Here is a 26434-nt window from a genome sequence, read left to right as displayed (position 1 = left end):
GTCGGTGTTACCGCCCCTTCCAGACCGGGGCGCGCTTCTCGGCGAACGCCGTCGCGCCCTCGCGTGCATCTTCGGACGCGAACACCGGCGCCATGACCTGCAACTGCTTCGCGAAAGCTTCGTCGTCGGACCAACCGCCGGCCTTGACGATGATCTCCTTGGTGACCGCAACCGCGAGCGGTCCGTTGCGGGTGATGCGATCAGCCAGCTCCAGCGCGCCTTCGAGCGCCTTACCCGGCTCGGTCACCGTGTTCACGAAGCCGTAGCGGTAGGCCTCCTCGGCTGTGAAACTGTCACCGGTCAGGGCCAGTTCCAATGCCTTCTGGTACGGAATCCGCTTGGGCAGGCGCAACAATCCGCCTCCACCTGCGACCAGCCCTCGCTTGACCTCCGGGATACCGAACTTCGCTTCGGACGACGCGACCACCAGGTCGGTGGCAAGCACGAGTTCCGTGCCGCCTGCCAACGCGAAGCCCTCGACCGCCGAAATGATCGGCTTACGCGGCGGCCCTTCCGTGAATCCGAGACCGCGTCCCGGCACGAGTACGTTCTCGCCGGCCACGAATGCCTTCAGATCCATACCGGCACAGAAGTTTCCGCCGGCTCCTGTCAGCACCGCCAAGGACAGATCGTCGTCCGCATCGAGCTCTTCGACCGCAGCGGCCAATGCGTGACTGACCGCCGAGTTGATGGCGTTACGCGCCTCGGGCCGGTTGATGGTGATGATCAGTGTCCGCCCGCGCCGCTCGGTGAGAACCTCGTCCGCCATGATGTCCCTCTCGTTTGTCGACCACGCTCGCGTGACTACGCGACGTTGCGTTCGACAATACGGACGAAGCCATCGGGGTCGATCTGCGCGGTGTCGTGAGTGCAGAACCACCCCTGGGTGAACCTCGTCGAGGTCGCTTGCGGCGAGTTCCAATACCGACGCGTGACACTCGGTCCACGGCACAGCAACTCACCGAAACCACCTGGAGCATCCGGGCCGTACAACGCCACTTCCATTCCACCGAAAGCGATTCCGACGCTTCCGAGGTGGGTGGGTGCCGACTCGGTTGGCAGAATGAGACCAGCCCCACAGGTCTCGGTTTTGCCCCACCCGATCACATGCCGAGCAGCCGGGAACAGGGTCAGCAGCTTGGCTTCCTGTTCGACCGTGATCGGCGACCCGCTGCAATCGATCCACTGCACCGACCTCGAACCGGCACGCGCCGCCGGCCCGAGGGTGAGCAACCGAGGCTCGAGCAGGTCCTCGGGCCGCCCGGTCACGATGTCGACGGTATGCACACTCTCACGCCAGAAGTCGCCGGCGAGGACCACCGTTCCACCGACCACCAACGTCGCGAGCACGTGCACGAATTGCCGTACCGACTTGAAGTCATTGTCCACCAACAGATTGCGCACACCTTCGACGCCGTAATCGCGCGAGTGCAGAATGCCGACGATGGCGGAGAGCACGTTCTCGTTGCTCAACTCGACGCCCAGCATTTCGCCCGAAGAATCGGCGGTGTACGCGAGGATCGCCATCTCCTCCGGGGCGGCACCGTCGTCGATGAACGGAACACCGTGTGGGAGTTCCCCGTCGAGCACCAACACCGAGCCACTGTCCGCGATGACGAAGTCCGCCGCGTCGTCGCTCAGATGAACACCCACGGAGACTGGAACACCGCCGGCGAGAATGACGCCGAGGCACGCCTCCATCCACCTCACCCCGGCGGCGACGCGAATGGCCACACGGTCACCGATCTCGACGCCTCGCGACTTCAGCCCGCCTGCGACCCGCGACGCCTCGGCCCACAACTCCGCGAAGGTGACCTGCTCGCCGTCGACCTCCTCCACCGCGATGCGTGAGGAGAATCGATGAACGGCGATATCGAGGAGTTCGGACAGCGACGGGTCGAGTTGGCTGTACCGAAGCACCCCGTCACCCGCACGGGTGACACGGGCGTCGGCGAGGAGCTGAGTCGAACACGGGTATTCCACAAGCGTCGACCGCATCGATACCTCCACGTCACTGACAACCCACCGGCCATTCGACTATATGACGTGGATCACAGTTCGTGGAGGTCTCTGGCGATAATCGTCGCAACCTTACTTTCCGGAGTAGACCGCTTTGCCCGGTCCGACCTCGAGGAAACTGCGGACAGCGCCGCGTAGGTCATCGGTGGCGAACAGCGCACCGGACACCCCGGGAGTCACCGAATCCGCGTGGGCGATCCCGCCGGAACGCCAGGCCGCCACGATCTGCTTGGTGGCGTCGTGGGCTCGCGTGGGCCCGTCCGCCAACCGGGCCGCCAGGGCACGCGCCGCAGCATCGACATCGTCGTGAACTGCATTGACGACGCCCCACGAGTGCAGGGTTGCGGCGTCGTAGAGATCGCCGGTCATGACCAACTCCCGAGCCCGTCCGGAACCGGCGCGCTCGGCCAAACGCTGCGGTCCACCCATGGACGGCGTCAGACCGACCACTGTCTCGACCAGTCCGAACTTCGCCTTCGGCGCCGCGAGGATGATGTCGCAGGCCAAGGAGATCTCGAAGGCAGCAGTCAGCGTCAGCCCGTGCGCCGCGTAGATGACCGGGCACGGCAACGCCTCGAGCGGATGGCAGATCTGGGCGAACAGTTCGCGCCACAATTCCGCTCCCTGCTCCGGGTTCAGTCCGTCGAACACATGGACGTCGACGCCGGCCGAGTTGACCTTGCCCTCGGCGCGCAGAAGCACAGCGCGCGGTGGGTTTTCGGTCAGCGCTGCAACATCGGCGATGACGGCGTCGAACATGGCCTGATCGAACAGATTGAGTGGTCCGTGCGCGAACGTCAGGACAGCCACCTCGGCACCACCATCGGTGGTGAAGCGCTCGAGGCGGGTGGGATGCGATTCGGGAGCAGTCATGCCGCCACACTGCCACATCGAACCGGCCTACGATCGTCGGGTGGAGGGTCTGAGAAATGCACTCGCGGACGTTGTGGGACACCGGTTCGTCGTCGACGACGCCGACGTGTTGGCGACCCGTTCCACCGACCAGACAGGGCGCTACAGCGGGCGCGCCAGCGCTCTGGTCCGACCCGGAAATACCGCCGAAGTCTCGGCAGTGCTGAACGTGTGCCGCTCGCGCGGCGTACCGGTCACCGTTCAGGGCGGGCGAACCGGTCTGGTCGCCGGGACGGTGCCCGAGCACGACGACGTCCTGCTCTCCACCGAACGCCTCCAGGCCATCGGCGAAGTCGATGTTGCCGCCGGTCGGATCACCGTCGGTGCGGGAGTGGCACTCGCGCAGGTACATTCGGCGGCCGCCGCCGCCGGTTTGAAGTTCGGTGTCGACATAGCCTCGCGGGACACTGCGACGATCGGCGGCATGGTGTCCACCAATGCCGGTGGCCTGCACACGGTTCGATACGGGAACATGGCCGAACAGATGCTCGGACTCGAGGTGGTACTCCCCGACGGAACTACTGTGCGCCGGTCACCGAAAGTGCTGTCGGGCAACTCCGGATACAACCTGCCCGCGCTGTGGGTCGGTAGCGAAGGAACTCTAGGGGTGGTCACTTCCGTCGACCTGAAATTACGGAAGATACCGACCTACCGCGTGACGTCGCTGATCGGTTTCGACGCACTCCAAGACGTCGTCGAGGCAGGGCGAGTGTTGCGCACTCTCGACGGCGTCGACGCACTCGAATTGTTGGACGGGCGCGGTCTCGAACTGGCCGCACGCCATTTGAAAGCCGCGGTTCCGACGGGGCGACCGTGGTACCTCCTCGCCGAGGTGTCCGCGGCCCACGATCCGCTGGAAGACCTGGCCGAGCTGCTCGAACGCATCGGCCCACCGCAGACCCCGGCAGTGGCGGTCGACGCCCCCGGCTCGACGCGCTTGTGGGCGGCCCGCGAATGCTTCGCCGAGGTGGTCGGATTGTTCGGTCCCCCACTGAAATTCGACGCGGCGCTACCGCTGGACTCGCTTGCCACCTTCACCGAGGACGCAACGGCGGTGATCGCGAGCCGAGCGCCCGAGGCAATTCCGATCCTGTTCGGACACGTCGCTGAGGGAAACATCCACCTCAACGTCCTGAACTGTCCGAACGCCGACACCGTGTACCGCAGCGTCCTCGAACTGGTTCGCGATCACGGCGGAAACGTCAGTTCCGAGCACGGGGTGGGCTCGCTCAAACGCAACTATCTGGACCTGGCCCTCTCTGCGGAGGACATAGCCACGATGTGGGCGATCAAGCGAGCCCTGGACCCGAGCGACTATCTCAATCGTGCAGTGATGTTTCCCGACGCGCTTCGGCACTGACGGCCATCGCGTCGTCGTGTGCGTCGCCGCGCAGAGGCCGAGCGAAGCACACCGAAGCGACGAAGCCGATGAGCAGCACGCCTGCGGGCAGCCAGATCGACTCCGACATCGCCGTGCTGAACGGTTCACGGACGAACTCGGGTAGGTGACCCACTCCGGCTTCGGAACTGCCGCCGGTCAGACCCTGAGCCGCCAATCGTGCGGTGATCAGTGCTCCGATCGCGGCACTGCCGAGAACCGCACCCACCTGCCGGGTGGTGTTGTAGACGCCGGCGCCGGCGCCGGCCTGCATCGGAGGCAGGTTGTGTGTGGCGGTGGCCGCGAGCGGCGACCAGATGCATGCGTTGGCGAAGCCGATCAGGCCGATCGGCAGGAGCAGTTCCCAGATCGCGACGTCGGGAGACATAACCAATGCCAGCCAGCCCAGGGCGATCGCGAACAGCAGGAAGCCGGTGCCCGCGATGTAGCGCGGATGCGTCTTGTCGACGAGCTTGCCGATGATCGGCGCAAAAATGCCGGTCAGCACGGCCATCGGAACGAGGAGGAGCGCCGACTGCGTCGGGGAGAGTCCGCGAACTGCCTGGGTGTAGAACATCAGCGGAAGGACCATCGACGTGATCGCGAAGCCCATCGCGGTGATGGCGACGTTGGCGAGCGAGAAGTTGCGGTCCTTGAAGAGTTCGAGTGGGAGCAAGGGCTCGTTCTTGTTGCGCGACTGGTAGAACACGAACACCGCGAGCAACACCACACCGGCGCCGATCAGGCTCCAGACGAATCCGTTCCAGTCGTACGAACTGCCTTCCTGGATTCCGAACACGAGCAGGAACATGCCTGCGGCGCTGAGAATCACGCCGGGGATGTCGAACTTGTGCTCGCTGGTCGGCAACGACGGAACAAGCTTCCACGCGAGGAGGAAGGCGATGACACCGACCGGGACGTTGACGATGAAGATCCATTCCCAGCCGAGATTGTCGACCAACACACCACCGGCAAGCGGACCGACCAGCGTCGCAACACCGGCAACCGCGCCCCACAGGCCCATTGCGGCGCCACGCTTGTTCGGCGCGAACGTGCGTGTGATGACGGCCATCGTCTGAGGCGTCATCATTGCGGCGCCCAGACCCTGGAAAGCCCTTGCCACGATGAGCATCTCGACGCTGCCGGACAGACCACACCACAGTGAAGCGCCGGTGAACAGTACGAGGCCGATCATGTACAGGTTCTTCGGTCCGAACCTGTCACCGAGCCGGCCGGTGACGAGCAACGGCACCGCGTACGCCAGCAGGTACGCGCTGGTGACCCAGACGACCTTGTTGATGTCGGTGCCGAGGTCCTCCATGATCGCAGGGTTGGCGACAGCGACGATGGTGCTGTCCACCAGAATCATGAAGAACCCGATACACAGCGCCCACAGCGCGTGCCAGGGATTGACCTGCTTTTCCATCTTCAGTCCTTAGGTAGTGCGGACGAGCCTGCGGAGCCGGCCAGCCGGTCGAGAAGTTCTTGTGAGAGCCAGGGCATTTCGCCGCTCTCGATGTCTGTCACCAACGCGCCGATCCACTCTCTTTCGGCGACGGTCAGTGCGTGGGCGTAGTCCGCGCCCACCGTGAAGATTCGTGGTTTTTCCGCCGCCTTCACCGCTTCGTAGTCGGCCTCGAATTTCGCGATCGTCTTGTCGAGGTGCGCGAGACGAATTCGAAGCATCTGACACGCGGTGGACGCAGAGAGGTTGTGCATTTCGGCGAGCGCGAGCGGCAACCGCGGATACTCCCGCACCGGAACCGCCAACATCTCACGTAGTTGATGCTCGAGGGCCTCACGGCCCCGGGCGGTGATCTCGTACGTCGTCCGTTCGGGCCGGTTGCCCTCACGATCGGTCCCGATCGAAGCCAGAAGTTCCTGCTTCTCCAACCGGGAAACCGTGTGATAGAGCGATCCCGGCTTGATCTTCACCAACTGATCGCCCCGGCGAACCGAGGCAAGTTGATACATCTCGTACGGATGCATCGAACGCTCGGACAGCAGGCCCAGAACGGTGATTCCCAGAGGCGTCAGTGACACGTCACCCATGAGTCCCCCTCCCTGACAGCCGCAATTGACTATTTCTTGACTATTCCACCTGAAATAGTCCACATGGAATATACGACCTCTGTCCATCTCGATCAACCCGTTCGAATCGGACTAGCCTGTAGCGAGTGGACGAACATCACCTCGACATCATCCGACTCGCTTGGGCACGTGAACTGGGCCTCGGCGACTCGGCACTTCGGCCGGCACACACGGCCCGCGTCGTCGGCGACGACATCCACGTTCTCGATCTGGCAGGCTCAGGTGCGATCGTCGGGCCGCAGTGGTTCATCGAGCGCACCGAGGACATCTCCGTCGACGCCCTGCTGCAACCGGCGCGTCTGCTCGAGATCGCCGGCGATCACGGCGGCCGAATCACCGGCCCCGTCGATCTCGCTTTCCTCGGCGACTACACGGACGCGCCACCCGACGAGCAACTACTGATTTCCCACGACATCGACGATGCCCTCGCCGTCGCTGCGCTGTGCCCACCCGACGACAGCACCACAGCCGACCTCGGGAACCGGACGCGGTGGTTCACCGCCCTCACCGATTCCGCCGAGGTGCTCGGATGCGCGGCATACTCCGAATTTCAGGGATTCGTGGCAGATCTCACGACCCTGACTGCTCCAGCGCATCGCCGTCACGGAATCAGCTGCGCAGTAACGCTTCTCGCTGCGGAGGACGCTCTCGATTCCGGATTGATCCCGCAGCTACGCACAAGTCGCGGCAGTGCGATCGGAGCGACGCTTCCACGTAAAGCCAAATTCGACGTTCTGGGGGCATACGCTCGGGTACACGTGCACCTGCCCAGTTGACACTCGAACGAGAGGGACCGCAGATGAGTACGGAAGACTGCGCGAGCGAACCGACATTCGTCGAAGTGGGTCGTGAATTCAAACGCGACACCAACTACATCCCGACCCGGATCACCGAGGACGGCCGCGACGGGTACCCCGTCGAACCCGGGCGATACCGGTTGATCGTGGCACGTGCCTGCCCGTGGGCAAACCGCGCCATCATCGTCCGCCGCCTACTCGGCCTCGAAGACGTACTGTCGATGGGCATCTGCGGTCCGGTTCACGACAAGCGAAGCTGGACTTTCGATCTCGACCCGGGCGGCGTCGATCCCGTACTGAAGATCCCGCGACTGCAGGACGCATACTTCGCCCGAGATCCCCACTACCCCAGGGGAATCACGGTGCCCGCCATGGTGGAGATCGCCACGGGCAAGGTGATCACGAACGACTACCCACAGATCACCCTCGACTTCTCGACGCAATGGAAGAAGTACCACCGCGAAGGCGCACCGGATCTGTACCCGGAGCCTCTGCGAAACGAAATCGACGAAGTGGCCGAGTACGTTTTTCGCGACGTCAACAACGGCGTCTACCGCTGCGGTTTCGCCGGTTCACAGCAGGCGTACGACGAGGCATACGACACGCTGTTCGCTCGCCTCGACTGGCTCACCGAACGTCTTGCCCGGCAACGTTTCCTGGTGGGCGACACCATCACCGAAGCCGATGTGCGCCTGTTCACCACGCTGGCGCGGTTCGATCCCGTCTATCACGGCCACTTCAAGTGCAACAGAAGCAAACTCAGCGAGATGCCGGTGCTGTGGGACTACGCGCGCGATCTGTTCCAAACCCCCGGATTCGGTGACACCATCGACTTCACACAGATCAAAGCGCACTACTACATCGTGCATTCCGAGATCAATCCCTCCGGAATCGTGCCCAAGGGACCGGAATTGACACACTGGCTCGAACCGCACGGGCGCGAACAGTTGGGTGGCCGACCGTTCGGGGACGGCACACCACCTCATCCGCCCATCCCGTCGGAAGTGGTTCCGGCAGAGCACTGGGCCACCAGGTAGGTCGCGGGGGGCTACTCCCCTGCGTACGTGCCGAAACTCCAGTACACACCTTCGGGATCACGGCAGGTGAACCCCCGCGAACCGTAGTCCTCGTCGCGCAATCCCTGCGTGATCGTGGCGCCCGCCGCGACAGCGCGTTCGTGGAGTGCATCGGCGGCGTCCGCGTCGTCCACGACGATGTACACCGAACCGATTCCAGGCGGCAGGCCGGCGATCGCCGAATCGGTGCGCGGCGAACCCAACATGATGCCGCCACCGCCCGGCCAGTCGAGTTGGGCGTGGTCCACCACGTCTCCCTCTCCGTAGACGGCCTTCTCCACGAAACCGAAGGTGCTCACCAGAAAGTGGATTGCCGCACGGGCGTCGAGGTAGCGCAGCGTCGGCCAGATGGTCGTCGAACGAGATTCCGAAGTGGCGGTCATAACACTCGAACTCCTGCCTGGGAAAACTCACGAAGAAAACCGAGTCTCGTACGAGCCTATGGCCCCGGTGATCACCGCCGCCAGCGAAAACTTCACCTATTCTCGAGATACGGTCCACCTCGCTTCAGAGGAGGACAACTGTGGAGGGGCAGCAATGAGCAAGTCGACGAACAACGACAGCGGGCGTATCGAGAAGGTCCTCGTTTCCGTTCTCGACAACGGAAGCCGCCTGCAAGCGCCCGCAGTGGCCAAATACGTCAACCATGTCCGTAAGGCCCACCCCGACGAGTCACCTGCTCAGATCGTCGAGCGGATGGAGAAGATGTTCATTCTCGCCGTGACCGGAAGCGGCAGTGCCGTCGGCGCCACCGCCGCCGTGCCGGGCGTCGGAACGGTCGCGTCCATCGCTGCCGTCGGTGCGGAATCGGCTTTCTTCCTCGAGGCGTCAGCGCTGCTGACGTTGGCAACTGCGTCAGTGCATGGAATCTCCGTACAGGATCACCAGCAACGACGTGCCCTGGTCCTGGCAGTCGCCCTCGGCGAATCCGGTATGGAGATCGTGCAGAAGGCCACCGGAATCACAGCCAAGAATTGGGGAACGGCAATCACGAGCAAGATTCCCGGACCCACGATGAGGGGAATGAACAGCACCCTCGTGCGGAAATTCGTGACCAAGTACGCCGCGAAGCGCAGCGCACTGATCCTCGGCAAGCTCGTTCCGGCCGGAATCGGTGCGGTCATCGGCGGTGCGGGCAACCGTGCAATCGGCAAGGGCGTCGTCAAGAATGCGCGCGAAGCCTTCGGACCGGCACCGGCCAGGTGGACCGACCACCTGATCGTGATGCCTGCCGACGATGCCGCAGTGCTTCCCCAGACGGAGACACGCCGGGCCATCCGCAGATAGCTGTCCGGGCCGTAGGCTCGCATCACGTATTCGCCGCCGACCCGGGAGCAGCATTGACGAACACCGCAATGGGATCCTTCTCTGCCCCCATCGAGATTCGTGGGTTGACGAAGACGTTCAAGGCGGCGCGCGCGGTCAACGACCTGAGCTTCGACGTTCAGGCGGGCTCGATCACCGGGTTTCTCGGTCCGAACGGTTCGGGCAAGACGACCACGTTGCGGATGCTCCTCGGACTGGTGTCACCGACGTCGGGATCGGCCACGATCAACGGCACCCCGATGCGTTTGCTGCCCAACCCGGCTCGGACCGTCGGCGCAGTACTCGACGTCGGCAGTCTCCATCCGAAACGAACGGCCCTCGGACACCTCGAGATCTACGCGGCCGCTATCGGCATGCCGACTCAGCGCGCGGCGCAGGTGCTGGACATGGTCGGTCTGAGATCGGTCGGAGCCCACAAGACCGGCACCTTCTCGCTCGGGATGCGCCAACGCCTGATCCTTGCCACCGCGATGCTCGGTGATCCCGAGATCCTCGTGCTCGACGAACCCGCGAACGGACTCGACCCCGAGGGCATGGCGTGGCTTCGTCAGTTCCTGCAGACCTTCGCCGGTTCCGGCCGAACGGTTCTGATCTCGAGTCACGCGCTTCGTGAAGTGGAAGCGACCGTCGACAGCGTGGTCATCGTCAGCGCCGGCTCACTCGTCTACCAAGGGACCATGGACGAACTTCGCCGCTCGCAGCGCAGTCGACTGCTCGTCTCGTGTTCCAACCCAGCGCTCCTCGCCACGGCATTGGCCGCTCGCGGAATCATCGACGCCCAGATCACCCAGGACGGACGGCTCGCCGTGGGCGGCACCGACACGTCGGTACTGCCACCGGTGGCATCCGCCGCCGGAGTCACGATCTTCGGTGTCGCAACCGAAGGCGCAGATCTCGAGCAACTGTTCCTGGCCATGACAACGCCGCAATATGCCGTCCCCCAGGTCGGATACCACCGCCCACCCGGTCCCGGTTCGGGCCCGGGCTATTACGGCCCTGCCGCATACGGACCTTCCGGAGGACACCGATGACCACGCTCGTGCGCGCGGAGACACTCAAAGTTCTCACCCTGCGCTACTGGTGGGCACTGGCCATCGCACCGGTCGTCGTGGCCGTGCTGATTGCTGCCTCCACCAGGACGTTCGTCGAAGTCGTGGCCGATTCGGCAGACACCACCTTCGACGTCGATGTCGTGTCCACCGGCGTCAGCCTCGGTGTCTCCAACACGCTTGTCCTGGTGTTCGCGGCTGTCTTCGGAGCACTCACCGCCGGATCCGAATTCGGCTACAAAACTCTCACCACGACGTTCCTCACAGCTCGCGGCCGTGACGGAGTTCTCGGCGCAAAACTTGCCGTCGTCGCGGTATTCGCCGTCGGCTACGCGTTGGCGGTCGAAGTAGTCAGCATCGGCGCGATGTTGCTCTTCGGCCGGGACTTCAGCTTCACCACCGATCTCTTCGCCATCTGCGCCGCAGGCATTCTGGCGTGCGCTCTGTGGGCACTGCTCGGCGCCGGGGTGGCACTGCTCACCGGTTCGTCGATGGCCGGTGCCCTCTCGGTCATCCTGTGGTTCGTCTTCGGTGAATGGATCGTCCGCGCAGTGCTGCTCGCGATGGATCTCGGCGGGGTCGGGGCCGCGCTTCCGGTGTCGGCCACGATCGGCACGATCGTCAATGCGGCCCCGTCGATCGACGTCGACGCGTTTGCGTCCTGGCCGAGCGGCCCGATGATGCTGGCAGCTTGGGTGGTTCTGTTCTGCGGGCTCGGTTGGCTGCGGACCAGGACCCGCGACATCACCTGAAAAGGCTGTCTGGGGCCGGGTCTACCGTGGATCTCGATGAACACGATCAACACGGACAGTCCGGTAGCTGGAGAGGTCGATCGAGCTCCGGGCTGGATCCGCCGCTTGGCGCACGCATGCTGGTTGCACCGAAGAGTTGCCATCGGCGCGCTTCTGGTGACCGTCATCGCTTCGGCGATCGACATCTCGTTTCCTCTTCTGACCCGCTATGCGCTCGACGCCGCAAGCCAGGAGAACCCAGGCAAGGTGATCGGGTTCGCCGCGCTGGCGATCGCGCTGCTCGCGGTCGTGCGCTTCGCGTGCCAGTACGGCCGACGGATGCTTGCCGGCCGACTCTCGCTCGATGTTCAACACGACTTGCGGCTCGCCCTGCTCGGCTCGCTGCAACGCCTCGACGGACGCGGGCAGGATCAGATCCGCACAGGCCAGGTGGTATCCCGGTCCATCACCGATCTACAACTCGTCCAGGGTTTGCTCGCGATGGTGCCCATGTCCGCGGGTGCGCTCCTGCAATTCGTGCTCGCGATCGGCATCATGGCGTGGCTCTCGCCGCTGTTGACTCTCGTCGCTGTCGCCGTCATCCCCGCAGTAGGGCTGGTGGTGTTCCTGATGCGACCGATGCTTTTCGCCGCAACATGGTCCGCGCAGCAGCGGGCCGCCGACCTCGCCCAACATGTCGAGGAAACCGTCACGGGCGTGCGCGTCGTCAAGGGATTCGGGCAGGAACAACGAGCCGTCGACCAACTCGAAAAGCACAGCCGCACGTTGTATTCGGAGCGTCTTCGCGCCGCGTGGTTGAACGCGAAATTCGCGCCGACCATGGCCGCCTTGCCCCAGCTCGGGCAGGTGGGAGTGATCGCTCTCGGCGGGTATCTCGCACTGCACGACAAGATCACCGTGGGAACGTTTCTCGCGTTCGCCACCTACATCGTGACGATGACCGGAGTCACCCGAACTCTGTCGTCGGTCATCGTCATGGCGCAGCTGGCGCGCGCCGCTGTCGAGCGTGTCTACGACGTCATCAACGCTCAGCCGGACATCGCCGATCCAGACCATCCGGTGGACCTGCCCGACGGTCCTCTCGGAGTCACCTTCGACGACGTGGCATTCGGATTCGACACCGAACGCGACGTCCTGACCGGGCTGAACCTCCGCATAGAACCGGGCGAGACCGTCGCCGTCGTGGGGCCGGCCGCGTCGGGCAAGACCGCGTTGTCCTTGCTTCTCCCCCGGTTCTACGCCCCGACTTCGGGTGTAGTGACCGTCGATACCGCGGGCGAGACGTTCCCCATCGGCGAACTGCGCACAGAACAGCTTCGTGCCGCCGTCAGCCTGGTCTTCGACGAACCTTTCCTGTTCTCGGACACCATCGCCGCCAACATCGCACTGGGGCGCGAGGACGCCTCCGACGAGGACATCCGCGCCGCAGCTGCATTGGCACAGGCAGACACCTTCATCGAGGCACTCCCGGACGGATACGACACCGTTGTCGGTGAACGAGGTCTGACGCTGTCGGGCGGCCAGCGTCAGCGCATCGCGCTTGCCCGAGCCCTCCTCGTCGACCCGCGGATTTTGGTCCTCGACGACGCCACCTCCGCGGTCGATGCGGCAACCGAGGCTGCGATCTTCGACGCGTTCCGGGCCAGACGACGGCAAACCACGCTGATCCTCGCGCACCGGCGATCCACCTTGACGCTGGCAGATCGCGTCGCGGTTCTCGACGGCGGACGGATCATCGACTCCGGAACCGTGGACGAACTGGAAGCGCGATGTCCGCTCTTTCGCGCCCTGTTCTCCTCGCCGCCGGAACTACCGGCCGAACTCGACGACGTCGACTCCGATGCTTTCGGACGTGACCGCAGCGAGCCGACAACCGAGCAGTTGTGGCCGCAGGCACCGGAATCCGAAGCCGACAGCACAGCCGCTACGACGCAGGGTGCGGGCGGACCGATGGCCGGAGCGCTCAGCGGAATCGCGGTGACTCCGTCTCTGCGGGCAGCAGTCGACGCTCTCCCACCCGCACGCGAAGACCCCGGAATTGCTCCTGAGAGCCTGCGCGAATCGAATCCACAGTTCTCACTCCGACAGATCTTGAGGCCGGTCCGCTGGGTTCTACTGGCGGTTGTCGTGTGCCTTGCCCTGGACTCCGCCGCGGCGATCGCATTTCCCTCCCTCGTCAGATATGCGATCGACCACGGAGTCGTGACCGCGGACAGCACCACACTCTGGATCGCGACGGCGTTCGGCGCGCTCCTGGTCGCCGCAGACTGGGTCATCGTGGCGGTCATGACGGTGCTCACGGCCCGAGCCGGTGAACGCGTGCTGTTCGGGCTCCGCGTCCGCAGCTATGCACACTTGCAGCGCCTGGGTCTGGACTACTACGAACGGGAATTGTCCGGCCGCATCATGACGCGTATGACCACCGACGTCGACGCGCTCTCGTCGTTCATCCAAACCGGTATGTCAACGGCGATCGTGAGCGTCCTGACCGTCGGCGGAATTTCGATCGCCCTCCTGGCGACCGACGTGACGCTCGGCCTGGTGGCGCTGGCCGTCATCCCACCGCTCGTGGTTGCGACCGTGATCTTCCGCAAGATCTCCTCGGTTGCCTACAGCCAGTCCCGCGAACGGATCTCGCTCGTCAATGCCGACTTCCAGGAGAACATCGCCGGTCTGCGAGCGGCTCAGGCCTACCGCCGCGAAGAAGGTGCGGCGCGTAGGTTCGCAGAACGCTCCGAGAGCTACCGCCGATCGCGGATGCGGTCGCAGCGAGCCATTTCGATCTACTTCCCTTTCATTTCGTTCCTGTCCGACCTCGCGTTGGCCGCGGTCGTGTTCGTCGGTGCGCACCAGATCGCCAACGGATCGACTTCGCCCGGCGTACTGATCGCTTTCGTGCTCTACCTCGGTCTGCTGTTCGGACCGATTCAGCAACTCTCACAAGTGTTCGATGGTTACCAACAGGCAAACGTCGGATTGCAACGAATCGGCGACCTGCTGCGCACTCGCAGTTCGATCGAGACTGCCGACAGCGAGGATTTGATCGCGATCTCCGGACGACTCGACGGCGCCGTCCATCTCGACGGGGTCGGGTTCCGGTACTCGGGTGCGGACGTCGACGCCCTCTCCGATTTCGATCTGCAAATCCCGCCGGGCACGACCGTCGCTCTGGTCGGCCGAACCGGTGCCGGGAAGTCGACGGTCGTGAAGTTGCTCGCCCGCTTCTACGACCCGACGTCCGGATCGGTCGACGTGGACGGAACCGACATCCGGAACTTCCACCTCTCGCAGTACCGACGTCGCCTCGGCGTGGTCCCACAAGAAGCCCATCTGTTCACCGGCACGGTCGCCGACAACATCGCGTACGGCAGGCCGTCGGCGTCGCACGCGGAGATCGAGGAAGCGGCACGTTCCGTCGGCGCTCTGAATTCGATAGCCGACATGCGTGGAGGCATGAATCATCCCGTCGGCGAGCGCGGCCAGGGGCTCTCGGCGGGCCAACGCCAACTGATCGCATTGGCCCGTGCCGAACTCGTCGACCCGGACCTTCTGCTCCTCGACGAGGCGACCGCGACGCTCGATCCCGCGACCGAACGAATGGTGCTCGAAGCAAGTCGGTCGGTCACCCGGAAACGGACTTCCGTCGTCGTAGCTCACCGCCTCGCGACAGCTGCCCGAGCGGACCTCGTTGTCGTAGTTGACCGGGGACGTATCGTTGAATACGGCCCGCACGATGTTCTGCGGTATGCCGGTGGTCACTACTCGGGACTCTGGGATGCATCGCAGGCGCGTGAGGGGAATAATCTGACGTCGAGAACTGTCATCGAAGGCAACCCCGTCGCGTGACAGTCGGCACGGATTTGTACCGCCGAGAGGTAGTGCGCGATCGCAAGATCACGGACTTCCGTGAGACAGCTCACAAATTGTGTGCCGCACAATTGCTCGTCACACGCTCGGGCTAATCTCATGTATATAGGCGCTCTGATCGGGTACCGAAATAGAAACGAGGCGAACACCTGCCGTGAGCAGCAGTTCTACATCCCAATTCGGACAGAACCAGTGGCTGGTTGACGAGATGTACCAACGCTTCCAGGACGATCCGTCGTCCGTGGATCCCAGTTGGCACGAATTCTTGACCGATTACTCGCCGGACTCGGCGAACACGGGAGGTGGAAACGGGACTGCCTGGCCCAGCCCGCAGCAGCCAAGCCCGCGGCCGCTACTGCGAAGCCCGCCCCTGCCGGCGGAGCCGAGGAAACCAAGGTTCTCCGCGGCGCCGCAGCCGCAGTCGTCAAGAACATGTCGCTCTCGCTCGAGATCCCGACTGCAACCAGCGTGCGTGCCATCCCCGCGAAGCTGATGTTCGACAACCGCATCGTCATCAACAACCACCTCGCGCGTACCCGCGGCGGCAAGATCTCGTTCACCCACCTCTTGGGTTACGCGATCGTCCAGGCAGTCAACGCGTTCCCCAACATGAACCGGCACTTCGCCGAAATCGACGGCAAGCCGAACGCGGTCACGCCCGAGCACACCAATCTCGGACTCGCGATCGACCTTCCCGGAAAGGACGGCAACCGCTCACTGGTAGTTGCCGCCATCCGGAACACCGAGTCGATGAACTTTGTCCAGTTCCACGCGGCATACGAGGACATCGTCCGACGCGCCCGTGAAGGCAAGCTCACCGGCGAAGACTTCACCGGCGTCACCATTTCGCTGACCAACCCGGGCGGTATCGGCACGGTTCACTCCGTTCCTCGCCTGATGAAGGGCCAGGGCGCCATCATCGGTGCCGGCGCGATGGAATACCCCGCCGAGTTCCAGGGCGCCAGCGACGAGAAGCTGGCCGAGATGGGCGTCGGCAAGTTGATGACTCTCACCTCGACTTACGATCACCGCATCATCCAGGGTGCCGAGTCGGGCGATTTCCTGCGCACGATCCACAACCTGCTGATCAGCGACGAGTTCTACGACGAGATCTTCCACGCGCTCGGCAACCCGTACGAGCCGGTGCGTTGGCGCAAGGACGTGCCGGAAGGCGCTGTCGACAAGAACACCCGCGTTCTCGAACTGATCGCTGCATACCGTGACCGCGGCCACCTCATGGCCGACACGGACCCGTTGCAGTTCGTCAAGGACAAGTTCCACAGCCACCCCGACCTCGACGTCATCAGCCACGGCCTGACGCTGTGGGATCTGGACCGTGAGTTCAAGGTCGGCGGCTTCCACGGTCAAGAGAAGATGAAGCTGCGCGACGTGTTGAGCGTGCTGCGCGACGCGTACTGCCGCCACGTCGGCGTCGAGTACACGCACATCCTCGAGACGGATCAGCGTCAGTGGATCCAGGACCGCGTCGAGGGCCATCACGCCAAGCCTTCGGTCGCTCAGCAGAAGTACATCCTGAGCAAGCTCAACGCCGCCGAGGCCTTCGAGACGTTCCTGCAGACCAAGTACGTCGGCCAGAAGCGCTTCTCGCTCGAAGGCGCCGAAGCCGTCATCCCGATGATGGACGCCGTGATCGACCAGGCCGCCGAGCACCAGCTCGACGAGGTCGTCATCGGCATGCCGCACCGTGGCCGTCTCAACGTGCTTGCCAACATCGTCGGCAAGCCGTACTCCAAGATCTTCACGGAGTTCGAGGGCAACATGAACCCGGCAGCCGCTCACGGCTCCGGCGACGTGAAGTACCACTTGGGTGCCAGCGGAACGTACATCCAGATGTTCGGTGACAACGACATCGCTGTCTCCTTGACCGCAAACCCGTCGCACCTCGAGGCCGTCGACCCGGTTCTCGAAGGCCTGGTCCGCGCCAAGCAGGACATCCTCGACAAGGGTGAAGAAGGCTTCACCGTCCTGCCGCTCATGCTGCACGGTGACGCTGCATTCGCCGGTCAGGGCGTTGTCGCCGAGACGCTCAACCTCTCGCTGCTTCGCGGTTACCGCACCGGTGGCACCGTGCACATCGTCGTGAACAACCAGGTCGGCTTCACCACCGCTCCGGAACATTCACGCTCGTCCGAGTACTGCACCGACGTCGCGAAGATGATCGCCGCACCGGTCTTCCACGTCAACGGCGACGACCCCGAGGCTTGCGTCTGGGTTGCTCAGCTGGCCGTCGACTTCCGTGAGAAGTTCGGCAAGGACGTTGTCATCGACCTCATCTGCTACCGCCGTCGCGGTCACAACGAGGGCGACGACCCGTCGATGACCCAGCCGGCCATGTACGACGTCATCGACACCAAGCGCAGCGTTCGTAAGAGCTACACCGAGTCCCTTATCGGCCGCGGTGACATCTCGCTCAAGGAAGCCGAAGACGCACTTCGCGACTACCAGGGCCAGCTCGAACGGGTCTTCAACGAGGTCCGTGAACTCGAGAAGTTCCAGCCCGAACCGTCCGAGTCCGTCGAACTCGACCAGACTCCCCCGGCTCGCCTGACCACGGCTGTCGCTCCCGAGGTTCTCGAGCGCATCGGTGATGCGTTCGTCAACGTCCCCGAGGGCTTCACCGTTCACCCGCGCGTCAAGCCGGTTGCCGAGAAGCGCCGCGAGATGGCCCGTGAGGGACATGTCGACTGGGCGTTCGCAGAATTGCTCGCGTTCGGCTCGTTGGCCGAGCAGGGTGCCTTGATCCGCCTCGCGGGTCAGGACTCCAAGCGAGGAACGTTCACGCAGCGTCACTCGGTCCTCATCGACCGCAAGACCGGCAACGAGTACAGCCCGATCGCCAAGATCGCTGCCGACGCCGAAAACGGCGGCAAGTTCATGGTTTACGACTCCGCACTCACCGAGTACGCAGGTCTGGGCTTCGAGTACGGCTACTCGGTCGGTAACCCCGACGCTCTGGTCCTGTGGGAAGCGCAGTTCGGTGACTTCGTCAACGGCGCGCAGACCATCATCGACGAGTTCATCTCTTCGGGTGAGGCCAAGTGGGGTCAGCTCTCCGACGTCGTGCTGCTCCTGCCGCACGGTCACGAGGGTCAGGGTCCGGACCACACCTCCGGCCGCATCGAGCGTTTCCTTCAGCTGTGTGCAGAAGGCTCGATGACCGTTGCGGTTCCGTCGACTCCGGCCAGCTACTTCCACCTGCTGCGTCGCCATCACCTCGACGGCATCCGCCGTCCGCTGGTGGTTTTCACGCCCAAGTCGATGCTGCGTAACAAGGCTGCCGTCAGCAACGTCGAGGACTTCACGACGGGCAAGTTCCGTTCGGTCTTCGAGGAGCCGGCATACGAGAGCGGCGAAAGCGCACGCGAATCGGTCAAGCGGGTTCTGCTGGTCAGCGGCAAGCTGTACTGGGAACTCCTGGCGAAGAAGCACAAGGACGAGCGTGACGACATCGCCATCGTGCGCATGGAGCAGCTCTACCCCGTGCCGAAGCGTCGCCTCAAGGAGACCCTGGACCGTTACCCGAATGCGGATCAGTTCCGTTGGGTCCAGGAAGAGCCCGCAAACCAGGGTGCGTGGCCGTTCCTCGGGCTGGCTCTGCCGGACCTTCTGCCGGAGACCTTGACCGGTATCAAGCGCATCTCGCGTCGTCCGATGTCCGCTCCCTCTTCGGGATCGAGCAAGGTCCACGCGGTGGAGCAGCAGGAGATCTTGGACGAGGCGTTCCTGCCGACCAACTGATCTCAGTAATTTGACAAGGGCCGGGCCCCACATTCCGCAAGGAGTGTGGGGCCCGGCCTTTCTGCGTTCACGTCAATTCGATTGCAGCAGGCCCAGATCCGGCCCGGCATCGAAGCCGACGGCGGCCAGTGCCAACGCAGGTAACGACTGAACCGTCAGGTCGATCAGTTCCTCGCGGGTGATGGCGGGCGCTCGGAGCCAACTGATGGTGGCTTCCTCGACAAACGCGATCCAACCGCGAACGGCCAACTCCACCTGAGGTGTTCGAGTCAGGCCGATCTTCGGGAGCTGATCGAGGGTTCTCTTGGCCATGATGTCGCGAGTCTGCTCGAACACCTCACGCATCTGCGGATCCCCGCTGGCGGTCCCCCGGAGCAGCGAGACGTAGGTATTGCGGTTCTCGGTCACGTAGTCGACGTACGACGCCAGCACCGAGCGGAGGGTGAGCATCGGATCGTCCGACTCGCTCGGCTCGGTGCGCTGGAGCATCTGTTCACTGCTGTGTCGGACGATCGCCAGATGGAACTCGCTTTTCGACGCGAAGTAGTGGAACAGAAGCCCCCGCGAGACACCAGCCTGATCGGCGATGTCCTCGACGGAAATCTGTTCGAGCGGCCGTTCGGCCAGCATCCGCGCCCCGAGGTCGATGAGTTGCGCTCGGCGTTGCGCAGGGTCGAGCCGCGTTCGCTTTACTGCGTCCATGCCCAACAGACTACTGAATATTCGTCAATAAGCTATTGACCGTGACTCAATAAAGGCATATCGTTCCCTACATGAGTCTTCCAGTTACAGATACCTCAGCACCTGCCGCGGATACTCGCCACGTCGGCACACTGATCATCGGCAGTGGTTTCGCCGGTCTCGGTGCGGCGATCAAACTGGCACAGGCCGGCATCACCGACTACGTCGTTCTCGAGCGCGGCAACGACGTCGGCGGGACCTGGCGCGACAACAGCTACCCGGGCGCCGCGTGTGACGTGCCGTCGCATTTGTACTCGTACTCTTTTGCACTCAATCCGGAGTGGACACGCTCCTTCTCCACTCAGCCCGAGATCTACAAGTACATCCAGTCGGTGGCCAACCGCCACAAGGTGCTCGACAAGCACATCTTCGACTGCGACGTTCTCTCCGCACGCTGGGACGAGGCGTCTGCTCGGTGGCACGTCAGCACCAACAAGGGCGAATTCGTCGCAAAGATCGTCGTCTCGGCCGTCGGCGCATTGTGTGAGCCTTCACTTCCGGACATCAAGGGCATCGACGGCTTCAAGGGCGAGATCTTCCACTCCTCGCGTTGGAACCACGACGCCGATCTGACCGGCAAGCGTGTGGCCGTCATCGGAACCGGCGCCTCGGCCATCCAGATCGTGCCGGCCATCGGCAAGAAGGTCTCGCATCTCGACGTGTACCAGCGCACGGCGCCGTGGATCCTGCCCCGCGCAGACCGCGAGTACACCAAGATCGAGCACCTCGCGTTCAAGTACCTCCCCGGCTTCCAGAAGTTGTGCCGCACCGGTATCTACTGGATGCGAGAGACGCAGGTCGTCGGCCTGGCCAAGGCGCCGGTCTTCATGAAGCCGTTGCAGTTCGCCGCCGAGCGTCACCTGAAGGCCCAGATCAAGGACAAGGATCTTCGCAAGAAGGTCATGCCCAACTTCCAGATCGGCTGCAAGCGCATGCTGATCTCGAACAACTACTTCCCCACCCTCGCCCAGGACAATGTCGACCTGGTGACCGAAGGCATCGAGGAGGTCACCGCCAACGGGATCGTCTCGAAGACCGGCACCACCCGTGAGATCGATGCCATCGTCGTGGCGACCGGATTCCACGTCACCGACTCCCCCACCTTCGCGGGAATCTTCGGCAAGGACGGACGCTCGCTCGCCGAGGTCTTCGAAGAGACCGGCATGCAGGGATACAAGGGCGCGGCAGTTGCCAACTTCCCCAACATGTTCTTCCTCGTCGGACCCAACACCGGCCTCGGACATTCGTCGATGGTCTTCATGATCGAGTCGCAGATCAACTACCTGGTCGACGCGATCGCCACCATCGACAAGTACGACATCGGCACCATCGAGGTGCGCAAGGACAAGCAGGACAAGTACAACAAGGACCTGCAGGCAGCTATGTCCAAGAGCGTGTGGAACAACGGCGGTTGCGCCAGCTGGTACATGGACAAGCACGGAAACAACACCACCCTGTGGCCTGGCTTCACCTTCCAGTTCCGCAACGCCACCAAGCATTTCGACCTCGCGGCATACCGCAGCGTCGCCACCTCGGATCTCGGCGCCGTCGGCACCGCGACCACTTCACAGATCGACCTCGACGACGAGAAGGCAGTAGCACAATGAGTGATTTTGCAGGCAAGGTCGTAGTCATCACCGGAGCGGGATCGGGCATCGGTCGCGCACTAGCACTGAACCTGGCCGGCCAGGGCGCCAAGTTGGCGATCTCCGACGTGGACACCATCGGGCTCGCCGAGACAACGCGTCTGGTGGAAGCCATCGGCGCCGAGGTGAAGTCGGACCATCTCGACGTCACCCAGCGCGAAGCGGTTCTCGAGTACGCCGACGCGGTTGTCGCCCATTTCGGCAAGGTCAACCAGATCTACAACAACGCCGGAATCGCCTACCACGGCACTTTCGAGAAGTCCGAATTCAAGGACTTCGAACGTGTCATGGACGTCGACTTCTGGGGAGTTGTCAACGGCACCAAGGCATTCCTCCCCCACGTCATCGCCTCCGGCGACGGGCACATCGTGAACGTGTCGAGCCTCTTCGGTCTGCTGTCGATGCCGGGTCAGAGCGCCTACAACTCGGCCAAGTTCGCCGTTCGCGGTTTCACCGAGTCGCTTCGCCAGGAAATGCTGATCGCCAAGCACCCGGTGAAGGTGACCTGTGTGCACCCGGGCGGAATCAAGACCGCCATCGCACGCAACGCCACCGCAGGCCCGGGTGAAGATCTTGCGGTCTTCTCCGAGTTCTTCGACCGCAAGCTCGCGCGCACCACACCGGAGGACGCCGCCAAGACGATCGTCAACGGTGTTCGCAAGAGCAAGCCGCGAGTTCTCATCGGGATGGACGCAATCGCACTCGACGCCTGGGTTCGCCTCGTAGGATCGGGCTACCAGCGCATCGTCGCGATCGTCGCCGGCCGAATGATGCCCAAGTCCAGCTGAGTTCGTTTCACAGCGCAGTTCGTTTCACAGCGCAGTTCGCATATAGAGTCAGGAGCCCTGCCGGTGAGCACGTTCACCCTTCCGCTGCCCGTGGTCGCATTCTTGTTGAAGCCGTACTTCCGTCTGGCTTTCAACTCGCGGCTGCCGTATCGGATTCAACGTCTGTTGCTCGAGGCCGGGGCACCGCTACAGCAGGTTCCAGCGGGCGCCGTCGTGCGCCCGCTGGAGCTGGCTTGCCGACCGGCAGAGAAGATCACCGTCGGCGCAACCGAGCGCCCCACCGCAGTTCTCTACCTGCATGGCGGGGCGTACACGCTGGGTTCGCTGTCCACACACCGTTCTCTCGCAGCTCATCTCGCCCGTGAGTCGTCCAGTGCGGTCTTCACCTTGGACTACCGTCTCGCGCCGGAGAATCCGTATCCCGCCGCTCTCGACGACGCGGTCTCAGCCTTCATGCAGTTGGTCACCGAGTTCGACTATTCGGAAGACCGCGTTGCCATTGCCGGCGATTCGGCCGGTGGCGGTTTGGCCGCGGCGACCGCTATTCGTCTGATCGAGCGTCACGGCGTGACCCCCGGCGCGCTTGCACTGATCTCACCGTGGGTCGATCCCGGCGATCGGGGTGCCACCAAAAAGGCCGACCTGGTGGTCAACACAGCGTGGTCCTTCGACGCCGCCGACGCCTACCTTGCCGGAGGCGACCGTACTGATCCCGGCTACGCACCGATGCACGGCAAGCTCGACGGGTTGCCACCCACCAGGATTCACGTCGGTTCCGAGGAAGTCCTCTACCCGCAGATCATGACGTTCACCGACAAGCTCGCCGCTGCCAGCGTCGATGTGTCCCTGGTCGAGTACGCAAGACTCTGGCACGTGGCTCACGCACAGGCGTCACTGGTGAAGGAAGCAGCAGACGCCGTTTCCGACCTCGGCCAGTTCATCGCATCGAAACTGATTCGTGCCAAGGATGATTCGAGTTCAGCAGTGGGATCAAGCGCTCACTGACGGGTGGCCCACTCCGTCTATGTCGCTGACGGGTGGCCCACTCCGTCCATGTCACTGACGGGTGTCCCACCAGGTGCGGGCGACTTCCGAGGCTGACGCCTTGCCGGTCCGCACCTGCTCGATCATTGCGGCGAGATCGGTGGTGGACAGTTCACCGGCAACGACGCTGAGCGCCTTGACAGCCGAATCTCCCAGTGCGCCCGCTCGAAAGAGCGGAACGACATTCTGCGCAGCCAGAACGTGATTCGAATCAGCGAGCACTGTGACGGCATCGGATTGTGCCAACGCCGACAGCGTCGTGGTTCCGAATACTTGTGCACCGGGTACGTCTGCCGGCGTTGCCTGATCGACACCGGCGAAGACACACTCGGCGCCCTCGGCCAACTGTTCCACTGCCCCGTCCTCGACGAATCTCGCGGAGACGAGCGGCCTCGCCGCGGCACACGAAGGAGCAAAGGCTTCTATCGTCTTCGCTCCCAACGACTGTGCGTATCCGGTGTCGAGTGCGAGGACCGCACGATCTTCGGCCATCGCATAGTCGGAGACCGAAAGACCCTCCGGCAGAGAGCGACTCAAGGCTTCGAAGACGTCGTCGGCCTTGCGGGCCGGGGATGACGGGTCGTAGTGATCGAGCAGCGCGCCGGTGAACTCGGGCACCAAAGTGACTCGCGCTGCGTCCAGAGCCTCGAGTGATTGGTTTCGGCCACCACCCACCGATTCGACGCGAGCCGACAGGCCGGAGGAGGAGAGCACCGTCGAATACACCTCGGCCAACACCGAACTCTCCACCGATGCGTCAGCAGCCACCACGATCTGGTCACGAGACTCCGCTTCGGCACCCTCTACCACCGAATCACCGTTTGCGCATCCGCTGAGAATCGGCAGGACCATCAGTGCTGCAACAACAGTCGAATACTTCGTGCGTGTGCTCTTCACCGAAATCCTCACATCCAATCCCATGGATCGAAAACCGTGCCATGTCGGTACCTATCGTTACACTTGTCGGGCGATGCGCGGTAACCAGTCCTGACGCAGCCACTCGGTGGCGGCGCCGTCGAAGTCACTCGGGTGGCTTCGCCACAAGGGAATGGTTTCCGACGCCCGAAACACGGGACGCCCGAAAAACCGGAAGGACGCTCATGCGCACCTCACGATTTCGTTCCAACCGTTGGCTCGTAGCCGCGGCAACCGTTGTCTCTCTGACTGCACTGACAGCGTGCGGTAGCAGCGACGGTGACTCCAACAGCGATCCCAACGCGATCGTCGTCGGCTCCGCCAACTTCACCGAATCCGAGACGATCGCCAACATCTACGCCGAAGCACTGCGTGTCAACGGGTTCGATGTGTCCACGTCGTTCAACGTCGGCAGCCGCGAGGCGTACATTCCGGCACTCAAGGACGGGTCCATCAGTGTCATTCCGGATTACACGGGAAATCTCCTGCAGTACTTGGATCCCGACAGCACGGCCACCAGCTCCGCTGACGTCCTCGCTGCTCTTCCCGCAGCTCTCGGGTCGGAATTGGCAATTGCGACGCCTGCATCCGCCGAGGACAAGGACGCCGTCGTCGTCACGAAGGAAACCGCTGACAAGTGGAACCTGAAGACGATCGCCGATCTGGCTCCGCATTCCGCCGAGGTCAAGTTCGGTGCTCCGGCCGAGTTCCAGGAACGTCCAGCCGGATTGCCCGGTTTGAAGTCCAATTACGGCCTCGACATCTCGGCAGCCAACTTCGTTCCGATCGCCGACGGCGGTGGACCGGCAACCGTGAAGGCTCTCTCCTCCGGTGACATCACCGCGGCAAACATCTTCACGACGTCGGCCTCCATCCCGGAGAACAACTTCGTGGTTCTCGAAGACCCGAAGAACAATTTCCCGGCTCAGAACGTGGTGCCGGTGCTGCGCGCGTCGAAGTCTTCCGACAAGTTGAAGACAGTCCTCGATGCGGTGTCCGCCAAGCTCACCACCGAAGAGTTGTTGGCACTCAACGTCCAGGTGTCCGGCGACACCAAGACGGAGCCGGCAGCGGCGGCCAAGGCGTGGGTGACGGCGCAGGGCCTCGACAAGCCGGTCTCGTAGTCACGTGATCACCTTCGAGGGCGTCACCAAGCAGTATCCGGACGGCACCACCGCCGTCGACCGTCTCGATCTCACCATCGAGGCCGAGTCGTTCACGGTGTTCGTGGGGCCGTCCGGGTGCGGCAAGACGACGTCGATGCGCATGATCAACCGGATGATCACACCGACGTCGGGCAAGATCTTCGTCGACGGTCGTGACATCGCCCAGACCGACGCGGTGAAGCTGCGTCTCGGCATCGGGTACGTCATCCAGAACGCCGGCCTGCTTCCGCACCGCACCGTGATCGACAACGTCGCAACGGTTCCGGTGCTGCGCGGTGAGTCCCGCCGCGCCGCCCGTAAAGCCGCGTTGGGTGTGCTCGAACGAGTCGGTCTGGACATCTCACTTGCCACCCGCTACCCCGGGCAACTCTCGGGTGGACAGCAACAGCGTGTGGGAGTTGCGCGTGCATTGGCGGCCGATCCGCCGATCCTGTTGATGGACGAGCCGTTCAGCGCCGTCGACCCGGTGGTGCGTGAGGATCTGCAGACCGAAATGCTCCGTCTGCAAAGCGAACTGAAGAAGACGATCGTCTTTGTCACCCACGACATCGACGAGGCAGTCAAACTCGGTGATCACATTGCCGTCTTCGGTCCCGGCGGGCGGCTTCAGCAGGTGGCGGCACCTCGCGACGTGTTGGCCGCTCCGGCAACGGATTTTGTCGCCGGATTCGTCGGACGCGATCGCGGCTATCGGGGATTGTCGTTCCGCGCTGCCGACGAGGTTCCGTTGCACCCTGTACGCACGGCCGTCGAGAACGAATTGAAGGCTCTACGTCTCGAATTGGGCGAATGGGTTCTCGTGGTCACGGACAACGGAACTCCGCAGGGATGGATCGACGTGACCGGCGTCGAAGGCCTGCGCTCGGGACGAACCCTTGCTCAGTCGACGTCTGCCGGTGGTTCGCTGTTCTCCCCCGGCGGCGACCTCCGCCAAGCACTCGATGCGGCAATCTCGTCGCCGTCCGGTATCGGCGTTGCCGTCGACGGCGAGGGCGCGGTCATCGGCGGGATCCTCGGTTCCGAAGTCGTTGCGAAATTGGCAGATCAGCGTCGACGCGAGGACGAGGAACGCAACCGCGTCGCCTTCACCGAGGGATTCGGGTCGTAG

General features: G+C 63.5%; 20 protein-coding genes and 1 pseudogene. 13 read left to right on the top strand and 8 right to left on the bottom strand.

The window, feature by feature from the left end:
- Positions 1-7: 7 nt before the first annotated feature.
- The 3 genes from YH3_RS21635 to YH3_RS21625 form a co-directional block, all read right to left on the bottom strand.
- Entirely contained in the window at positions 8-769 is a 762-nt protein-coding gene (locus YH3_RS21635; protein WP_042450356.1) for a crotonase/enoyl-CoA hydratase family protein, read from the bottom strand.
- Positions 770-804: 35 nt separating this feature from the next.
- Positions 805-1998 carry a class I adenylate-forming enzyme family protein gene (locus tag YH3_RS21630; RefSeq protein ID WP_007736152.1) on the bottom strand — a complete coding sequence of 398 codons (1194 nt, stop codon included), beginning with the start codon at positions 1996-1998 and terminating at the stop codon, positions 805-807.
- 93 nt (positions 1999-2091) lie between these two features.
- Positions 2092-2892 (bottom strand): enoyl-CoA hydratase/isomerase family protein, encoded by an 801-nt coding sequence (locus YH3_RS21625; protein WP_007736151.1) that lies wholly within the window; start codon positions 2890-2892, stop codon positions 2092-2094.
- Between YH3_RS21625 and YH3_RS21620 the strand changes: the two genes are divergently transcribed.
- A complete protein-coding gene (locus YH3_RS21620) occupies positions 2891-4291 on the top strand; it encodes an FAD-binding oxidoreductase (protein WP_064444035.1) in 1401 nt (466 codons plus the stop codon). The two genes, YH3_RS21625 and YH3_RS21620, sit on opposite strands and share 2 nt — an antisense overlap.
- On the opposite strand, the gene YH3_RS21615 is transcribed toward YH3_RS21620, so the two are convergent.
- Together YH3_RS21615 and YH3_RS21610 are read right to left on the bottom strand one after the other, a co-directional pair.
- Positions 4251-5735 carry a DHA2 family efflux MFS transporter permease subunit gene (locus tag YH3_RS21615; protein ID WP_003945132.1) on the bottom strand — a complete coding sequence of 495 codons (1485 nt, stop codon included), beginning with the start codon at positions 5733-5735 and terminating at the stop codon, positions 4251-4253. The genes YH3_RS21620 and YH3_RS21615 overlap by 41 nt on opposite strands.
- Before the next feature lie 2 nt (positions 5736-5737).
- Positions 5738-6361: a PadR family transcriptional regulator gene (locus YH3_RS21610; protein ID WP_063316848.1), complete on the bottom strand. Its 624-nt coding sequence runs from the start codon at positions 6359-6361 to the stop codon at positions 5738-5740.
- A 125-nt stretch (positions 6362-6486) separates the two neighbouring features.
- On the opposite strand from YH3_RS21610, the gene YH3_RS21605 reads away from it, so the two are divergent.
- Complete coding sequence (locus YH3_RS21605; protein ID WP_042450362.1) at positions 6487-7176, top strand: hypothetical protein; 690 nt, start codon at positions 6487-6489, stop codon at positions 7174-7176.
- A gap of 23 nt (positions 7177-7199) precedes the next feature.
- Positions 7200-8234: a glutathione S-transferase family protein gene (locus YH3_RS21600; protein ID WP_064444034.1), complete on the top strand. Its 1035-nt coding sequence runs from the start codon at positions 7200-7202 to the stop codon at positions 8232-8234.
- 11 nt (positions 8235-8245) lie between these two features.
- Here YH3_RS21600 and YH3_RS21595 read toward each other — a convergent pair whose 3' ends face one another.
- Complete coding sequence (locus YH3_RS21595) at positions 8246-8656, bottom strand: VOC family protein (RefSeq protein WP_003945129.1); 411 nt, start codon at positions 8654-8656, stop codon at positions 8246-8248.
- A gap of 154 nt (positions 8657-8810) precedes the next feature.
- Here YH3_RS21595 and YH3_RS21590 point away from each other — a divergent pair, with 154 nt between their 5' ends.
- From YH3_RS21590 to YH3_RS21570, 5 genes and pseudogenes are all read left to right on the top strand, one after another.
- On the top strand, positions 8811-9560 hold the full coding sequence (locus YH3_RS21590; RefSeq protein WP_064444250.1) for a hypothetical protein: 750 nt from the start codon (positions 8811-8813) through the stop codon (positions 9558-9560).
- Between the two features lie 68 nt (positions 9561-9628).
- Entirely contained in the window at positions 9629-10630 is a 1002-nt protein-coding gene (locus YH3_RS21585) for an ABC transporter ATP-binding protein (protein ID WP_030536929.1), read from the top strand.
- Positions 10627-11400 carry an ABC transporter permease gene (locus YH3_RS21580; RefSeq protein ID WP_042450365.1) on the top strand — a complete coding sequence of 258 codons (774 nt, stop codon included), beginning with the start codon at positions 10627-10629 and terminating at the stop codon, positions 11398-11400. The genes YH3_RS21585 and YH3_RS21580 overlap by 4 nt, the downstream gene beginning before the upstream one ends.
- Before the next feature lie 36 nt (positions 11401-11436).
- Positions 11437-15246 carry an ABC transporter ATP-binding protein gene (locus tag YH3_RS21575; protein WP_064444033.1) on the top strand — a complete coding sequence of 1270 codons (3810 nt, stop codon included), beginning with the start codon at positions 11437-11439 and terminating at the stop codon, positions 15244-15246.
- A 175-nt stretch (positions 15247-15421) separates the two neighbouring features.
- Positions 15422-19026 (top strand): annotated as a pseudogene (locus YH3_RS21570) (multifunctional oxoglutarate decarboxylase/oxoglutarate dehydrogenase thiamine pyrophosphate-binding subunit/dihydrolipoyllysine-residue succinyltransferase subunit).
- 72 nt (positions 19027-19098) lie between these two features.
- Here the strand turns inward: YH3_RS21570 and YH3_RS21565 are convergent.
- A complete protein-coding gene (locus tag YH3_RS21565) occupies positions 19099-19728 on the bottom strand; it encodes a TetR/AcrR family transcriptional regulator (RefSeq protein ID WP_007736130.1) in 630 nt (209 codons plus the stop codon).
- Positions 19729-19799: 71 nt separating this feature from the next.
- On the opposite strand from YH3_RS21565, the gene YH3_RS21560 reads away from it, so the two are divergent.
- From YH3_RS21560 to YH3_RS21550, 3 genes are all read left to right on the top strand, one after another.
- Positions 19800-21374, top strand: coding sequence for an NAD(P)/FAD-dependent oxidoreductase (locus YH3_RS21560; RefSeq protein WP_003945071.1), 1575 nt, complete (start codon positions 19800-19802; stop codon positions 21372-21374).
- Positions 21371-22201 (top strand): SDR family oxidoreductase, encoded by an 831-nt coding sequence (locus YH3_RS21555; RefSeq protein ID WP_007736128.1) that lies wholly within the window; start codon positions 21371-21373, stop codon positions 22199-22201. The genes YH3_RS21560 and YH3_RS21555 overlap by 4 nt, the downstream gene beginning before the upstream one ends.
- Before the next feature lie 63 nt (positions 22202-22264).
- The gene (locus YH3_RS21550; protein WP_050656196.1) at positions 22265-23206 is read left to right on the top strand and encodes an alpha/beta hydrolase fold domain-containing protein; all 942 of its coding nucleotides are present in this window, start codon (positions 22265-22267) and stop codon (positions 23204-23206) included.
- Between the two features lie 51 nt (positions 23207-23257).
- Here YH3_RS21550 and YH3_RS21545 read toward each other — a convergent pair whose 3' ends face one another.
- Complete coding sequence (locus YH3_RS21545) at positions 23258-24142, bottom strand: ABC transporter substrate-binding protein (protein WP_030536932.1); 885 nt, start codon at positions 24140-24142, stop codon at positions 23258-23260.
- A 203-nt stretch (positions 24143-24345) separates the two neighbouring features.
- Between YH3_RS21545 and YH3_RS21540 the strand changes: the two genes are divergently transcribed.
- Positions 24346-25284, top strand: coding sequence for an ABC transporter substrate-binding protein (locus YH3_RS21540; protein ID WP_003945094.1), 939 nt, complete (start codon positions 24346-24348; stop codon positions 25282-25284).
- A gap of 4 nt (positions 25285-25288) precedes the next feature.
- Entirely contained in the window at positions 25289-26434 is a 1146-nt protein-coding gene (locus tag YH3_RS21535; RefSeq protein ID WP_003945084.1) for an ABC transporter ATP-binding protein, read from the top strand.

Origin of the sequence: Rhodococcus sp. YH3-3, assembly GCF_001653035.1 — a bacterium.
GTDB classification, from domain to species: Bacteria; Actinomycetota; Actinomycetes; order Mycobacteriales; family Mycobacteriaceae; genus Rhodococcus_F; species Rhodococcus_F qingshengii.
The sequence above is the reverse complement of the archived record's forward strand: the minus strand, read 5'-3'. Positions and strand labels throughout refer to the sequence as shown.

Bases quoted from the DNA above. Each gene is read 5' to 3' on its own strand.
- YH3_RS21635 (WP_042450356.1), bottom strand. From the start codon at position 769: ATGGCGGACGAGGTTCTCACCGAGCGGCGCGGGCGGACACTGATCATC.
- YH3_RS21630 (WP_007736152.1), bottom strand. From the start codon at position 1,998: ATGCGGTCGACGCTTGTGGAATACCCGTGTTCGACTCAGCTCCTCGCC.
- YH3_RS21620 (WP_064444035.1), top strand. From the start codon at position 2,891: ATGCCGCCACACTGCCACATCGAACCGGCCTACGATCGTCGGGTGGAG.
- YH3_RS21625 (WP_007736151.1), bottom strand. From the start codon at position 2,892: ATGACTGCTCCCGAATCGCATCCCACCCGCCTCGAGCGCTTCACCACC.
- YH3_RS21615 (WP_003945132.1), bottom strand. From the start codon at position 5,735: ATGGAAAAGCAGGTCAATCCCTGGCACGCGCTGTGGGCGCTGTGTATC.
- YH3_RS21610 (WP_063316848.1), bottom strand. From the start codon at position 6,361: ATGGGTGACGTGTCACTGACGCCTCTGGGAATCACCGTTCTGGGCCTG.
- YH3_RS21600 (WP_064444034.1), top strand. From the start codon at position 7,200: ATGAGTACGGAAGACTGCGCGAGCGAACCGACATTCGTCGAAGTGGGT.
- YH3_RS21595 (WP_003945129.1), bottom strand. From the start codon at position 8,656: ATGACCGCCACTTCGGAATCTCGTTCGACGACCATCTGGCCGACGCTG.
- YH3_RS21590 (WP_064444250.1), top strand. From the start codon at position 8,811: ATGAGCAAGTCGACGAACAACGACAGCGGGCGTATCGAGAAGGTCCTC.
- YH3_RS21585 (WP_030536929.1), top strand. From the start codon at position 9,629: ATGGGATCCTTCTCTGCCCCCATCGAGATTCGTGGGTTGACGAAGACG.
- YH3_RS21580 (WP_042450365.1), top strand. From the start codon at position 10,627: ATGACCACGCTCGTGCGCGCGGAGACACTCAAAGTTCTCACCCTGCGC.
- YH3_RS21575 (WP_064444033.1), top strand. From the start codon at position 11,437: ATGAACACGATCAACACGGACAGTCCGGTAGCTGGAGAGGTCGATCGA.
- YH3_RS21565 (WP_007736130.1), bottom strand. From the start codon at position 19,728: ATGGACGCAGTAAAGCGAACGCGGCTCGACCCTGCGCAACGCCGAGCG.
- YH3_RS21560 (WP_003945071.1), top strand. From the start codon at position 19,800: ATGAGTCTTCCAGTTACAGATACCTCAGCACCTGCCGCGGATACTCGC.
- YH3_RS21555 (WP_007736128.1), top strand. From the start codon at position 21,371: ATGAGTGATTTTGCAGGCAAGGTCGTAGTCATCACCGGAGCGGGATCG.
- YH3_RS21540 (WP_003945094.1), top strand. From the start codon at position 24,346: ATGCGCACCTCACGATTTCGTTCCAACCGTTGGCTCGTAGCCGCGGCA.